The organism is Haloarcula sp. CBA1127 (assembly GCF_001485575.1).
Classification (GTDB): domain Archaea; phylum Halobacteriota; class Halobacteria; order Halobacteriales; family Haloarculaceae; genus Haloarcula.
Map to the genome: position 1 here is coordinate 2,523,091 of NZ_BCNB01000006.1, position 15,201 is coordinate 2,538,291.

The 15,201-nt window shown below is 61.6% G+C and carries 11 protein-coding genes; 6 read left to right on the plus strand and 5 right to left on the minus strand.

What is annotated here, in order from left to right:
• The first annotated feature begins 30 nt into the window (after nt 1–30).
• Complete coding sequence (gene cdd, locus AV059_RS17190; protein ID WP_058996417.1) at nt 31–417, plus strand: cytidine deaminase; 387 nt, start codon at nt 31–33, stop codon at nt 415–417.
• Nucleotides 414–1,238, plus strand: coding sequence for a nucleoside phosphorylase (locus AV059_RS17195; RefSeq protein WP_058996419.1), 825 nt, complete (start codon nt 414–416; stop codon nt 1,236–1,238). The genes cdd and AV059_RS17195 overlap by 4 nt, the downstream gene beginning before the upstream one ends.
• Nucleotides 1,239–1,476: 238 nt before the next feature.
• On the opposite strand, the gene AV059_RS17200 is transcribed toward AV059_RS17195, so the two are convergent.
• Nucleotides 1,477–2,646 carry an NAD(P)/FAD-dependent oxidoreductase gene (locus tag AV059_RS17200; RefSeq protein WP_058996420.1) on the minus strand — a complete coding sequence of 390 codons (1,170 nt, stop codon included), beginning with the start codon at nt 2,644–2,646 and terminating at the stop codon, nt 1,477–1,479.
• Nucleotides 2,647–2,790: 144 nt separating this feature from the next.
• Nucleotides 2,791–3,324, minus strand: coding sequence for an Rrf2 family transcriptional regulator (locus tag AV059_RS17205; protein WP_004515710.1), 534 nt, complete (start codon nt 3,322–3,324; stop codon nt 2,791–2,793).
• 110 nt (nt 3,325–3,434) lie between these two features.
• Between AV059_RS17205 and AV059_RS17210 the strand changes: the two genes are divergently transcribed.
• Together AV059_RS17210 and rocF are read left to right on the plus strand one after the other, a co-directional pair.
• A complete protein-coding gene (locus AV059_RS17210) occupies nt 3,435–4,352 on the plus strand; it encodes an NAD-dependent epimerase/dehydratase family protein (protein WP_058996423.1) in 918 nt (305 codons plus the stop codon).
• 63 nt (nt 4,353–4,415) lie between these two features.
• Nucleotides 4,416–5,330, plus strand: coding sequence for an arginase (gene rocF / locus AV059_RS17215; RefSeq protein ID WP_058996425.1), 915 nt, complete (start codon nt 4,416–4,418; stop codon nt 5,328–5,330).
• A gap of 275 nt (nt 5,331–5,605) precedes the next feature.
• Here rocF and gyrA read toward each other — a convergent pair whose 3' ends face one another.
• Together gyrA and gyrB are read right to left on the minus strand one after the other, a co-directional pair.
• Nucleotides 5,606–8,053, minus strand: coding sequence for a DNA gyrase subunit A (gene gyrA, locus AV059_RS17220; protein ID WP_058996427.1), 2,448 nt, complete (start codon nt 8,051–8,053; stop codon nt 5,606–5,608).
• On the minus strand, nt 8,050–9,978 hold the full coding sequence (gyrB, locus tag AV059_RS17225; RefSeq protein ID WP_058996429.1) for a DNA topoisomerase (ATP-hydrolyzing) subunit B: 1,929 nt from the start codon (nt 9,976–9,978) through the stop codon (nt 8,050–8,052). Before gyrB ends, gyrA begins: the two co-directional genes overlap by 4 nt.
• A gap of 138 nt (nt 9,979–10,116) precedes the next feature.
• Here gyrB and AV059_RS17230 point away from each other — a divergent pair, with 138 nt between their 5' ends.
• Together AV059_RS17230 and AV059_RS17235 are read left to right on the plus strand one after the other, a co-directional pair.
• Nucleotides 10,117–12,507 (plus strand): DNA topoisomerase VI subunit B, encoded by a 2,391-nt coding sequence (locus AV059_RS17230; RefSeq protein WP_058996431.1) that lies wholly within the window; start codon nt 10,117–10,119, stop codon nt 12,505–12,507.
• Between the two features lies 1 nt (nt 12,508).
• Nucleotides 12,509–13,615, plus strand: a complete 1,107-nt coding sequence (locus AV059_RS17235) for a DNA topoisomerase IV subunit A (protein ID WP_058996433.1) — start codon at nt 12,509–12,511, stop codon at nt 13,613–13,615.
• A 27-nt stretch (nt 13,616–13,642) separates the two neighbouring features.
• Here the strand turns inward: AV059_RS17235 and AV059_RS17240 are convergent, their stop codons facing one another.
• The gene (locus AV059_RS17240) at nt 13,643–14,926 is read right to left on the minus strand and encodes a PQQ-binding-like beta-propeller repeat protein (RefSeq protein WP_058996435.1); all 1,284 of its coding nucleotides are present in this window, start codon (nt 14,924–14,926) and stop codon (nt 13,643–13,645) included.
• Between the last annotated feature and the right edge of the window lie 275 nt (nt 14,927–15,201).

Here is a 15,201-nt window from a genome sequence, read left to right on the forward strand (position 1 = left end):
ATTTCTACACGGCCCTTCGACGCCCAGTGCATGGAGGACCTCCTCGACGCAGCGAGAGACGCCATCGACGAGGCGTACGCGCCATACTCGGAGTACACCGTTGGCGCGGCGCTGGAAACGAGCGACGGTACCGTCTACACCGGCTGTAACATCGAGAACGCCAACTACAGCAACAGCTTGCACGCCGAAGAAGTGGCCATTGGTGCGGCTGTCAGCGACGGGCACCAGTCGTTCGAACGCGTCGCTGTCACCTCTGGCAAGCGCGACGGCGTCACTCCCTGTGGGATGTGCCGACAGACGTTCAGCGAGTTCTGTGACGAGTCGTTCGAAATCATCACCGACGGCGACGAGCCGACGGTGTACGAGCTCGGGGAGCTCCTGCCGACGACAATCACCAGCGACCATCTCGACAAATGACAAGCGATAGTGAAGACCCGAATGACGACGTACAGTACCATCTGGAAGTAGGCGCGGACGACGTGGCCGACAGCGTTCTGCTGCCGGGGAATCCAGAGCGTGTGGAAAAGGTCGTCGACTACTGGGACGACCACGACATCGTGGCCGAACACCGCGAGTACCGCACGGCAACGGGCAATCACGACGGCACGCCAATCTCCGTGACCTCGACCGGTATCGGCGGTCCATCGGCCGCTATCGCGCTCGAAGAACTGGCCCGCGTCGGCGCTGACTCCTTTATTCGGGTCGGCTCCTGTGGCGCAATTCAGGAGGAAGCCAGCATCGGCGACCTCGTCATCACGACCGGCGCGGTGCGACAGGAGGGGACCAGCAAGGAGTACGTCCGCGAGGATTACCCCGCCAGCGCCGACCATCGGATCGTTTCGGCGCTCATCGCCGCCGCCGAGGAACTCGGCTACGACTACCACCTCGGCGTCACCTGCTCGACCGATAGTTTCTACGCCGGGCAGTCACGCCCCGGATTCGAGGACTTCGAGGCCAGCGGCAGCGACGAACGCATCGCGGCCCTTCAGGAAGCCGGCGTCCTCAACTTCGAGATGGAGGCCGCCACAATCCTCACGCTCGCGAACCTGTACGGCCTGCGGGCCGGCGCTGTCTGTACGGTGTACGCCAACCGCGTTACCGGCGAGTTCCGCACCGAAGGAGAGCGCAAAGCGGCCAAATGTGCCAGCCTCGCCGTTTCGTATCTGGCGGAGATGGACGCGGCTGTCGAGGAAGCCGACGCCGACGGGTGGCACGCTGGCCTGTCTATCGACCGCTAGGCTTCTCGACACCCGATAGCCGCGAGCGGCCGCTGTTGCAGTATAGAAGTAGTGCGGTAGCGGACGCTGTGCAGTCGCGGAGCGGTAGGAGACAGCATACCGCTCGCCAGTGGCGAGCGGTTTCACTTCTCGCGACCAGCGGGAGCGAGAAGGTCGTTTTTAGCGTAGATTTTTGCAAAGGGGGGTTCCCGCAGCGCCGGAGGCGCGAGGAAAACCCCCTGCAGTAAAAAGGTACTCGCTACATGTCGGGCCAGGCCTTGGCGGCCCGACCGACACCGGTCATATCGTTAATCCAGCGGGCGGCAATCGCTTTCTTCAGCAGTTTTGCGGGCATCCCGCCGAACGTCTCGATAGGCATATTCACCACGTCGTGGGCGACGGCTTTCTCGCCGACCGAAACGACCGTGCCCTTGTCCTTGTGGGTCCAGGTCTTCAGTGGCTGGCCTCGCACGGCGCGAGCGAGGTTTTCGCCGGCGACTTCGGCGGCCTGCCAGGCGGCTTGGGCGGTCGGCGGGGCGGGCTGGTCGCCCGGCTGGTCAATCAGCGCCGAGTCGCCGATTGCGAAGACGTGTTCGTCATCGGTCTGGAAGCTCCCTTCTGCGTGGACGCGGTGGTTGCGCTCGTCCTTGTCCAGATCGACCTCTTGCATGCAATCGCGGCCGGTGATGCCGCCCGTCCAGACCAGCACGTCGTAGTCCAGTTCGTCCTCGTCGCCGATGTAGACCGTCTCTTCGTCGACTTCGCCGATGAACTCGCCGCATTTGATGTTCACGTCGGCGGCCTCCAGTCGCTTGCGCAGGGCGCCCTGGAGTTCCGGGTCGCTGTTGGGCAGGACCTGGTCGAGACCTTCGACGAGATGGATGTCGATAGGTGCGTTGTGTTCGTCGCGGAACTCGGCGACCTCGCCGGCGGTCTGAATGCCGGAGAGGCCAGCGCCGCCGATGACGACCTGTGCGGGGTCGTTTGTGGAGGCTTCGCGGGCCGCTTGCTGAACCTTGTCGTGGATTTCAAGCGCGTCGTCGAGACTCTTGAGCGTCAGGGCGTACTCTTTGAGGCCCTCAATGCCGAAGAAGGCGGTCTGGGAGCCCAGCCCAACGAGCAGGTAGTCGTACTCGACGGTGTCGGAGTCCGCAAGGTCCACCTCTTGGGCGTCGGTGTCGATACCAACAACCTCGTCCTGAATGAAGTTGGTCGAGGGCTGCTTGATTTCGTGGACGGGGATGGCGATATTCTCCTGCACGCTCGGGTCCCGGATGCAACGGTGGGACTCGTGCAAGACCAGATGATAGTCCGTCTCAGAGATCCAGGTGACATCAACGTCAGTCTGGCCATCTAACTCGTCCTCGAAACTCTTTATTGCCCCCGCGCCGGCATACCCCGAACCGAGCACCACTACGTTCTCTGTCATATCGGAGATTCCGCAACCGACTGATACAAACCCTTTGAAATCCCTCTCAGCGGGGGAACAATTCCCCAGCGCTGCTCATCGTCAGAGCGGTACGATGCGGCCCCGGTGACCGCAAAAAACAATTCAAAAGACCAGTGAGACGTACTAGTGTTCCGGCTCGCCCGCCGGTGCCCGCATATCGTCGATAGCGAGGATGAGCTTGTTGTTGGTGTCGTCCTTGCCTTCGAGGGTCCCGATAATCTGGAGCTTTGACAGCGGTGTCGGTCCGACTGTCACCGAGTCGCCCTCGTGGAATTCGGACATCGTGCCCTGCAACTGAATCTCCGCGCGGCACTCTTCGGGGTGGTGGACGCTGGTCAGGTCGATCTCCTCGACGTTCGAGTGTTCGACAAGCTCGCCGTTGTGTCGCAGTGGGACTTCCGCGGCCTGGTCCATGTCCTGAATCTGGAGCGCGTCGTAGGCGTTGGCGGTGGGCTTGTACCCGCCTTTGGGGCCGGGGACGCCCTCGACTAGCTGCAGGGCTTTGAGGCTCTGCATCTGGTTTCGAATCGTGCCGGGGTTCCGGTCGACTTTCTCGGCAATGTCCTCGCCTTTGACAGCGCTTTCACTTTCCCGATAGAGATTTACCAGTTCCTGCAGAATGTTCTTTTGACTGGGTGTCAGTTCGATAGATGACATAATGCCCTGTTCGGTACAGCCGTCCTTAAATGCGACGGTAAACCGTCTGGAACCGTCTTAGAATCGCGGAAAACGTTAGTACTTTATTCCAGCGCTGACCTGACACAGATATGGAAAATCAGCGCGTTCTGGTGACCGGCGGTGGGGGGTTCATCGGGGCAAACCTCGCGAACAAACTGGCCGAGAACAACGATGTCGTCGCCCTAGATGACGGCTATCTTGGCACGCCTGAGAACGTATCAGAAGACGTAGAGTACGTCGAACAGAGCGTCCTTGACGACGACCTGCCGACCGATGTGGACGTTGTGTTCCACCTCGCAGCGCTCTCCTCCTACGCGATGCACGAGGACAACCCGACCCACGGCGCTCGCGTGAACGTCGAGGGGTTCGTCAACACGGTCGAGCAGGCCCGGGACGACGGCTGTGACACCGTCGTCTACGCCTCGACGTCCTCCATCTACGGCAGTCGGACGGAGCCTTCGCCGGAAGACATGGACGTGACGGTCAACACCGGCTACGAGGCATCGAAGATGGCCCGAGAGACGTACGCGGAGTACTTCCAGAACCACTACGACCTCACACTGGCCGGGATGCGCTTCTTCTCGGTGTATCAGGGCTACGGTGGCGCAGAGGAACACAAGGGCGAATACGCCAACGTCATCGCCCAGTTCGCCGACGACCTTGCCAGCGGCGACGCACCGAAACTATACGGTGACGGCGAGCAGACTCGCGATTTCACCCACGTCGACGACATCGTCCGTGGGCTCGTCCTGGCCGCCGAGCACGAGCTAAACGACGTGTACAACCTCGGTACCGGCGAGGCCTACGACTTCAACACTGTCGTCGAGATGCTGAACGACGAGCTTGGGACGGACATCGAGCCGGAGTACGTGGAGAATCCGATCCCCGAGGACGTGTACGTCCACGACACCTGTGCCGACTTCTCGAAGATGCACGAGGCGACAGGCTGGGAACCGGAGATCAGCTTCGAAGAGGGCATCGAGCTGGTCTGTGCGCCGTATACGTAGGGAACTGGTGACGGTCGTCGTCCCAACGCTGGGTCTTTATTCGCCGCCCGTGGAGGCGATAGTATGGAACAACAGGTTCGCGTGCTCGGCGTGCCGATGGACCTCGGCGCTGACCGGCGCGGCGTCGACATGGGACCATCAGCGATACGGTACGGCGGCCTCGCCGACCAGTTGTCGGATATTGGTATCGACTGCATCGACGGCGGCGACATCGCCGTGCCACGACCGGAGGAGCGCGACCCCGATGCCGGTGGGCTGGAAAGCGGGCGCGCGAAGTTCTTCAGAGAGACAAAAGAGGTCTGTGAGGACGTGACGACGGCGGTCGATGCGACCCTGCGGGAGGGACGGTTCCCGCTCGTTCTGGGCGGCGACCACTCTATCGGCATCGGTACCATTTCCGGTGCGGCCCGCGAGGACGAGGAACTGGGCGTCATCTGGTTCGATGCGCACGGCGATTTCAACACACCGGAGACCACACCCAGCGGGAACATCCACGGGATGTCGCTGGCGGCCGTCCTCGGTCTCGGTGAGTTTTCGAACCACGAGTGGGCGCACACGCCGGCAGTGAGCGAGGAAAACATCGTCATCGTCGGGCTTCGAGACGTGGACGACGAGGAACGCCGGCTGATCGAAGAAAGCGACATCACGGCATACACGATGTCTGATATCGATGCCCGGAGCGCACCGGAGGTCGTCGACGAGGCACTGGAAATCGCCACTGATGGGACGGACGGGATACACGTCTCGCTCGACCTCGACTGGCTCGACCCGACGGAAGCCCCCGGCGTCGGGACGCCGGTTCGTGGCGGTGTCTCCTACCGCGAGGCCCACATCGCGATGGAGTACGTCGCCGAACAGCACGACCAGCTGCGCTCGATGGAACTGGTCGAGGTGAACCCGATTCTCGACGAGCACAACCGCACTGCCGAACTGGCCTGTGAACTCGTTGCCAGTGCCTTCGGCAAGCGCGTACTGTGACTGTTTAGACGGCAAGAAGGCAATCTAAACCGCGCGACCGGGAATCGGGCCTTATTCTTCAGTGACGGTTGGCACGACTGTCACACTTGCCACACGGTCATCCTCTTCGAGCCCATAATCGTCACCCCGCTTCCACCTTTTTCCCGCTCGGGTGGCCGGAGGCCACAATTCGCGGCAAAAACGTGGTCTTGCTGAGCAGCGCGAAGCAAGGCTCGAAAGACGAGCTGAACGAGTCTTTCGGTGGCGAAAAAGGCCGCTCGCTTCGTTCGCGGCTGCTATTCGGTTTCTGCCGGCACAACTGTCACACTTGCCACGCGGTCGTCGTCTTCGAGTCCCATAATCGTCACACCCTTTGTGTTCCGACCGACCTGGGACACGTCGCCGGCGCGGATGCGCATGATCTGGCCCTGTTCAGACATGATGACAAGGTGGTCCTCGTCGGTGACCGCCTTGGCGGTCGACACGCGACCGTTGCGGTCGTCGGTCTTGATGTCGATGAGGCCCTTGCCGTAGCGGGACTGAGTGCGGTACTCGTCGAGTTTGGTCCGCTTCCCGAAGCCGTGTTCCGTGACGGTCAACAGCGACCGGGGATCGTCGTCGTCAGTGGCGACCATCGCCGCGACCTTGTCGTCGCCCTGCAGTTTGATGCCGTTGACACCGCGTGCGGACCGGCCCATCTCGCTGACTTCGCTCTCGCTGAAGCGGATGGTCATGCCGGCCTCCGTGGCAATGACGAGGTCGCCATTGCCGTTGGTGACGTCCACATCGATGAGTTCGTCGCCGTCTTCGAGTTTGGCCGCGATGATACCCGTCGAGAGGATGTTCTCGAACTCCGAACAGCAGGTCCGCTTGACGTAGCCGTTCCGGGTCACCATCGTGATGCACTCGTCGTCGCCGAACTCGTCGGTTGAGACGACGGCGGTCAGTTCCTCGCCGTCGTCCAGGTCGATGAGGTTGATTGCGGACTTGCCCCGTGCGGTGCGGGACATCTCCGGAATCTCGTAGGTCTTGAGCCGGTAGACCTGCCCCTGATTGGTGAAACAGAGCAGGTAGTCGTGGCTGTTGGCCCGGAAGACCTTCGAGACGCGGTCGTTCTCCTTGGGGTCGGCGCCGATGATCCCCTTGCCGCCGCGGTTCTGCGGGTCGAAGTTCTCGACCGGCATCCGCTTGATATAGTCGTCCTCGGTGATGACGACGACGCAGTCTTCTTCGGGGATGAGGTCCTCGTGAGTGACCTGCCCTTCGTCCTCGATGATGCTCGTCCGGCGGTCGTCGTCGTAGTCGTCCTTGACTTCCTGAAGTTCGTCGGCGATGACGCTGTCGAGCTTTTCGCGGCTGTTGAGGACGGATTCGAGGTAGTCGATCGTGCTCTGCACGTCCTCGTACTCGTCTTCGATTTCGGCTGCTTCCATCGAGGTGAGCGAGCCGAGCTGCATCCGGACAATGTGGGCAGCCTGATCCTCTGAGAACTCGAAGGACTCCTGCAGCCCGGTTCGAGCGGCATCTCGGTCCTCGCTGTTACGGATGAGTTCGACTACGTCCTCAACGTTTTCGAGCGCCTTCAGCCGACCTTCGAGGATATGGGCGCGGTCCTCGGCTTCGGCGAGGTCGTACTCGGAGCGACGGCGGACGACCTCGCGGCGGTGGTCGATGTAGTGCTGGAGGCTCTCCTTCAGGGAGAGGACCTTCGGCTGGCCATCGACCAGCGCGAGGTTGATGACGCCGAACGTGGATTCGAGGTGGTGGTCGAGCAGGCGGTTCTCGACCACGTCGACGTTCGCCCCGCGCTTGAGTTCGATGACGATACGGACGCCGTTGCGGTCGGACTCGTCACGGAGGTCCGAGATGCCCTCGATTTTCCCCTCGTTCACGTCGTCAGCGATGCGTTCGACGACGCGGGCCTTGTTCTCCTGATAGGGGAGTTCGCTGATGATGATGCGGCCCTCCTCTGGGTCGACCTCGTACTCGGCGCGAACCCGCAAGCGGCCGCGCCCGGTCGCATACGCTGAGTAGATGGCGTCGCGGCCGACGATGTTGCCGCCGGTCGGGAAGTCCGGCCCTTTGACGTGCTCCATCAGATCTTCGACCGTACAGTCGGGGTTTTCGAGCAGGTGGACCGTCGCGTTGACCAGTTCGCCGAGGTTGTGCGGCGGGATGTTGGTCGACATGCCGACAGCAATCCCGGAAGACCCGTTCAACAGAAGATTTGGCACCTTCGACGGCAGTACGTCGGGTTCCTGCAGTCGGTCGTCGTAGTTACTGGAGAAGTCGACAGTGTCTTTCTCGATGTCTTCGAGCAGTTCCTCGGCGATAGGGGCCATCCGTGCTTCCGTGTACCGCATGGCGGCCGCCGGGTCGCCGTCCATCGAGCCGAAGTTCCCCTGCCCGTCGATCAGCGGATACCGCATCGAGAAGTCCTGTGCCATCCGAACGAGCGTGTCGTAGATGGCCGAGTCGCCGTGCGGGTGGTAGTCACCCATCGTGTCGCCGACAATCGAGGAGGACTTCCGATGAGCGGTGTTCGAGGAGACACCCATCTCGTGCATCGCATAGAGGATGCGCCGATGAACAGGTTTGAGACCATCCCGAACGTCTGGGAGCGCCCGTCCCGCGATGACTGACATCGCGTAGTCGATGTAGGACTGCTCCATCTCGTCCTCGATGCGGACATGCTTGATCTGTTCTGCCGGCGCGTTCGCATCGTCCGTGATGTCGGAACTCATATGTCGACCCACTCCGCTTCAGGCGAATGCTCCTTGATGAATTCCTTGCGTGGTTCGACGGCGTCGCCCATCAAGATGTTGAACATCTTGTCGGCGGCCGCGGCGTCCTCGATAGTAATCTGTTTGAGGATCCGATTGTCGGGATTCATCGTCGTCTCCCAGAGCTGATCGGGGTTCATCTCACCGAGGCCCTTGAACCGCTGAACCTGAGTGGGGTTCCCGTTACACTTCTCTTCGATGATTTTGTCGCGCTCCGCGTCCGTCATCGCGTCGTAGGTGTCTCCGCGGTAGCGAATCCGGTACAGCGGCGGCTGGGAAGCGTAGACGTAGCCTGCTTCCAGCAGCGGCTTCATGTGCCGGTAGAACAGCGTCAACAGGAGCGTCCGGATGTGTGCCCCATCGACATCTGCGTCGGTCATCAGGATGATCTTCTCGTAGCGCAGGTCCTCAATATCGAACTCGTCGCCGATACCGGTTCCCAGCGCGGTGATGAGGTTCCGTATCTCGTTGTTCTCCAGAATCCGGTCCAGCCGGTGTTTCTCGACGTTCAGGATCTTCCCCTTGATGGGGAGGATGGCCTGGAAATCCGGGTTGCGGCCCTGTTTGGCACTACCGCCCGCGGAGTCACCCTCGGCGATGAACAGTTCTGCTTTCTCGGGGTCTCGCGTCTGGCAGTCGGCCAGCTTTCCGGGCAGTGCGGTCGAGTCGAGCGCTGACTTCCGCCGGGTAAGCTCCTCGGCCTTCTGTGCGGCTTTCCGTGCTTTCGCGGCTTCGACAGCTTTTCCGACGATGGCCTCGGCCGTATCGGGGTTCTCCTCGAAGAAGGTCGCCAGCCCGTCGTGCATCGCCGATTCGACGATGCCACGGACCTCGCTGTTACCGAGTTTCGTCTTGGTCTGACCCTCGAACTGCGGGTCGGGATGTTTGATAGAAATGACGGCCGTCAGCCCTTCGCGGATGTCGTCGCCTTTGAGTGTATCGTCCAGATCTTTCAGCAGATTATTGTCGGTCGCATAATCGTTGATGACCCGTGTAAGTGATGTCTTGAATCCTGTGAGGTGTGTCCCGCCCTCGCGTGTGTTAATGTTATTGGCGAAAGCATGGATCGAGCCCTGCAGGTCGTCGGTCCCCTGCATGGCAATCTCGACCTGAACCGGCCCCTCCGCGATTTCCTCCTTGTCCTCGAAGTAGATGATATCCCGGTGGAGCGGGTCCTTGGTCTCGTTCAGGTACTCGACGAACTCACGGATGCCGCCGTCGTAGGCGAACGTCTCCGTGTCGCCGTCGCGCTCATCGTCGATAGAGATGGCGACACCGGAGTTGAGGAAGGCGAGTTCGCGCAGTCTGGACGATAGCGTCGAGAACTTGAACTCGCCGGTCTCGAAGATCTCGTCGTCGGGCCAGAACCGGACCGTCGTTCCGGTCTCTTCGTCGGGTTCGAGGTCGCGGACCTTCTTCAGGTCGTACTCCGGTTTGCCGTGGTCGAAGCGCTGCTTCCAGAGCGCGCCGTCGCGCCTGACTTCGACTTCGAGCCACTTCGAGAGCGCGTTGACCACGCTCACCCCGACCCCGTGGAGACCACCGGAAACCTGGTAGGATTTGTTGTCGAATTTCCCACCCGCGTGGAGGATCGTCATCACGACCTCAACGGCCGGGCGGCCGTGCTCTTCGTGGGTATCGACGGGGATTCCCCGTCCGTCATCGCTGACAGAGACGGAGCCGTCGTCGTGAATCGTTACGTCGATGTTGTCACAGTAGCCGGCGAGCGCCTCGTCGATCGCGTTGTCGACCACCTCATAGACAAGATGGTGGAGGCCACGAGCGTCCGTCGACCCGATATACATCGCGGGCCGCTTCTGGACGGCTTCCAGCCCTTCGAGGGTCTGGATCGACTTTGCGCCGTACTCATCAGACTCTCCTGACATAGGAACTTACCCGTCCTAATAGAGGGGAACGTATAAAGCTCCCGCACGCGCGCGGGACTGCGGTTTTGGAGGTAGGGTTTACTTTCACTCCGGTGGCGATTACCTTTTAACCCCGACGCGGGTACGTACCGCACGACAATGACCTCGTATCAGTCGCAACTCGGCGAGGGCGAGGGGATCGCTGAGGAGTTGGCCGAATCCCAGCGGGCCATCTCCATCGCCGAGTTCTTCGAGAAGAACAAGCATATGCTGGGCTTCGACTCGGAGGCCCGGGCGCTCGTTACGGCCGTCAAAGAAGCCGTCGACAACGCGCTCGACGCCTGCGAGGAAGCCGGTATTCTCCCCGATATCTACGTCGAGATTCAGGAGTCCGGGGACTACTACAAGCTGGTCGTCGAGGACAACGGCCCCGGGATTACGAAGGAACAAGCGCCGAAGATCTTCGGGAAGCTCCTGTATGGCTCCCGATTCCACGCCAGAGAGCAGAACCGCGGCCAGCAGGGGATCGGTATCTCCGCGGCCGTGCTCTACTCGCAGCTGACTTCCGGCAAGCCCGCAAAGATAACGTCCCGACCGAAGGGTCAGGACGAGGCACAGTACTTCGAGCTCATCGTCGACACGGACACCAATGAACCCGAAATTAGCGTCGACGAGACGACAACGTGGGAGCGACCTCACGGGACACGAATCGAACTGGAGATGGAGGCCAACATGCGGGCCCGGTCGACGCTGCGGGACTACATTCAGGACACCGCTGTGGTCAACCCTCACGCCCGCGTCGAGTTCGACGAACCGGGGCTGGACGAGTCCCTGAAGTTCGAGCGCGCCGAACGCGCCGAACTCCCAGACGAGACAGAAGAGATCCGCCCGCACCCCCACGGCGTCGAACTGGGGACGCTCCTGAAGATGCTCGAAGCGACGGATTCGTACTCCGTATCCGGCTTCATGCAGGAAGAGTTTACCCGCGTCGGCGGGAAGACGGCCGACAGCGTCATCGCGAACTTCAACGACCGGCACTACGGCCGCGGCATGGCCTGGCAGCCGCCGAAGGTCAACGAGGACGCCGACATCGAGCGCGCTGTCGAGGACGCCGTGGCGAACAAGGGTGCTGAAACCACTGCGACGTTCGCCGCCGCCGTCTCCGACGCCATCCACGACCGCGACCGGGTCGCGTACCACGAGGTCGAATCCATCGTCGATTCGGCGGCCGAAGACGCCGAAGCGGACGGCGACACGACGTTCGGCACGACGGTTCGGGAGAACGCCGTCGATGCCGCCTGGAACGCCGTCAGCGACAGTTTATCGAGCGACCTCTACGCCCTTGTCGATGATGTGACGACAAAACGCAAAGGCGACGCCGCAATCGAGGGGCTGTCAAGCCGACTGGCCGACAAGTTCAACGACGACGGCCGCCACCGGCTGACCCGCGATGAACTCCGTGGCTACATCGACCGCGCGGCCGACATGACCGAGGAGCAAGATGACGCCACCTTCGGTGAAACGGCCCGCGAGAACGTGCTAGAGGCGCTCTGGACGGCCGCCGAGGGCGTCCCGGAGGAGCCGCCGAAGGTCTCCGACATCGCCGACGACCGCGATACGGCGAGCGAACTGCTGTCGGCGATGCGCGAGACGGACATCATCGCGCCGCCGACGGACTGTCTCTCCCCCATCAGCGCGGAACTCGTCGAGGAAGGACTCCGGAAGGAGTTCGACGCGGACTTCTACGCCGCGTCGACGCGGGACGCGTCGGTCCACGGCGGCGACCCGTTCATCGTTGAAGCCGGTATCGCCTACGGCGGTGAACTCGAAAGCGAGGGGACCGTCGACGTGATGCGGTTCGCCAACCGGGTCCCGCTGGTGTACCAGCGCGGGGCCTGTGCGACGACGGACGTAGTGAAGTCCATCCGCTGGCGCAACTACAACCTCGACCAGCCCGGCGGCTCCGGCATCCCCAAGGGGCCGGCCGTCATCATGGTTCACGTCGCCTCGACGAACGTGCCCTTCACCAGCGAGTCCAAGGACGCCATCGCCAACGTCCCCGAGATGGAAGACGAAATCGAACTCGCAATCCGGGAGGCCGCCCGAGAACTCAAGAGTTACCTGAACAAGCGCCGCTCGATGCAACAGCGCCGCGAGAAACAGGACAAGCTCGCGACTATTCTGCCGGAGATGGCCGAAAAGCTCACCGAAGTCACCGACAACGACGAGCTACACATTGACGACTCGCTTGCCCGCATCATGAACAACGTCCTCGTCGAGCGCGAGGTCGAGGACGACACGGTCCGGGTCCGCATCGAGAACAACGACGACACGAACGCGGACGTGGAACTGACCGATATCGTCACCGCCGAACCACAGGTCACCAACGGCGCATCGGTCGTCGAGATGGACGGCGAGTGGTTCGTCAAGTGGTCCCCGACAGTGGCAGCCGGCGAGACCGCTGTCCTCGAATACAGCGTGACCGACGAGGCCGAGTTCACCGTCTCGGTCGACGGCATCGAAGAGGAGAAACTCACGGTGAACGCCTGATATGAGCACCGACTCAGACACCACACCCGACACAGAGGAAGCGCGCGAGCAACTCATCGACCTCGCGGCGGAGTTCTACGACCAGTTCGCCGACGGCGAGGTGCCGACAATGACCATCCCCACCCGGACCAAGTCCAACATCGTCTTCGACGAAGACGAGCAGGTCTGGGTGTACGGCGACCGTAACTCCACGCGGTCAGCCAAGACGATATCCGGGGCCGAGAAGATCCTGAAAGCCGTCTACACTATCGATTTCCTCTCACAGCAACTGGAAGAAGACCGCTCATCGACCCTGCGTGAACTGTACTACCTTTCAGAGTCCTGGGACCTCGACGAGGCCCAGTTCAACACGCAGGACGAGTCGAACAACCTCATAGAGGACTTAGAAATCGTTTCCGACGTCAAGCGTGAGGACTTCCACATGCGCCCGGAAGAATCCGGAGCGAAGGTGATGGGACCGCTCCTCCTCCGTGAGCAGACGAACCGCGGCGACCGCGAAATCCACTGTCAGGACGACGTGGGACAGGGCGGCTACCAGATCCCGAACAACCCCGACACCATCGAGTTCCTCGACAACGACGCGAAGTTCGTCCTCTGTGTGGAGACCGGTGGGATGCGCGACCGACTCGTCGAGAACGGCTTCGACGACGAGTACGACGCGCTGGTCGTCCACCTCGGCGGTCAGCCAGCGCGAGCGACCCGGCGGCTCATCAAGCGCCTCCACGACGAACTCGACCTCCCGGTCACGGTGTTCACTGACGGTGACCCGTGGTCGTACCGCATCTTCGGGTCGGTCTCCTACGGCTCGATCAAGAGCGCACACCTCTCGGAGTACTTAGCGACACCCGAAGCGCAGTTCATCGGCATCCGGCCGGAAGACATCGTCGAGTACGAACTGCCGACGGACCCGCTGTCGGACTCCGACGTCAACGCCCTGGAGAGCGAACTGGAGGACCCGCGGTTCCAGACAGACTTCTGGGAGGAACAGATCGAACTCCAGCTCGACATCAACAAGAAGGCCGAGCAGCAGGCGCTCGCGTCTCGGGGGCTTGACTTCGTGACGGAGACGTACCTGCCCGAGCGGCTAGACGAGATGGGTGTGCTGTAGACGCGGCATCGGCGGACGGCTTTCCGGCTATTCTAGCGCGTACACAGTGTCTTCGGCGGCGACGTACGCCCGTTGTTTCCCGAAAGACAGGTCGGTCAGCTCGCGTTCGACATCGAACGCCCACCGTTTCGTTCCTGCCGTCGTATCCAGCGCGAACTTGAATCGGTTCCGTGGATCACCATCCGACCACGAGTCCACGTACAGAGAGTCGGAAACGACCGCTGCCGGCACCACCCCTTTGACGTTCGTCTCCGGTCTCCACGTCCAGTCCAGTTCGCCAGTGCTACTGTCGTGACCGCGAACCACGTCGCCACCCGTATAGAGAGTCCCGTTCTGAACCGGGACCTGTTTGACGTACCCGGACTGATCCGTTCGCCACCGTTGCTCGCCAGTCGTCGGGTCGAGCGCGGCGACGTGTGTCCCGCCGACGTAGAGGGTCCCGTCGTGGAGCGTCGTCGATGCGATGGACCCTTCCTCGTGAGTCCAGAGCGTCTCGCCAGTGTCGGCGGCCACACCGAGTAGCGTGCCGTGGGTCTCGTCCACGTCGGCGGCATAGCAGAGAGTACTGTCGGTGGCGACCATCGTCTGGGAGTAGTAGTCGGCAACGTCAGTAGTCCACCGTTGCTCACCGGTCTCAGCGTCGTACGCGTAGAACCGGCCGTACGACGCCACGTATATCCTCCCGTTGTGTACGACCCCCTCGTACTGGTCACCGACTTCGCCGGACCATTGTACCGACCCATCAGAAACAGCGAGCGCGTAGAGCGTTCGCCCCTGCTTCGACGGGGCGTCGGTGTTTGTCCCGACGTACACCATATCCTCGGTCACACCAAGCAACTCCAGCCACCACTCTCCGGGCGAGAACGTCCACTGCTTCGAACCAGTTTCGGTGTCGAGTGCGACGACGATGTGATCCTTGTACAACCCCTCTTTCCCGCTTACGACGAATACGCTGCTCCCGACGCGTATCGGCTGCGAGCGGATGCCATCGCTCGCGTCGTACGACCACTGCTGGCTCCCGCCTGCAGTTGCGAGTGATTTGACGGTTCCCGATTTTGTGCCGACGTAGACGCTGTCATCTGTACTGGCTGGTTGGGCCGTGACTTTAGATTCGAGCGACTGCTGCCAGGCGACAAACGATTCCGTTTGCCCGCTCTGTGTGGAGGTGGCAGTCCCAGTCTCTGATTCCGTCGCTGTACTGGTTTTCGCCGGTGTCGTGTCCGTTGACTCGTTCGACTCAAGACAGCCAGCGGTTGCCAGTCCAAGGGCCGCGGCACAGCCACGAAGGTATCGCCGACGAGAGGAGGGCATTGACAATCTAACTCCAGTCGCTCGGTAAGTACTTTCTGCCGAGTGAAATCAGTGTAGTCGTAGGCGTATATTGATTTACCATCGGAGTGGTGGCGAATCCAACTGCGTTTCGCCCGGCGTGGCGACCCATCAATCGTGATTAGCCGACTGGTCCTCCGGCGGTAGTTTAAGCACGGAACGGACAGATCGCCAGAAAGAGTTCCGTATCTGCTTCCCAACGGGCGTAAACACCAGCGTCACAGCGAGACAAATAGAACTGAACTGGAGCACAGCCG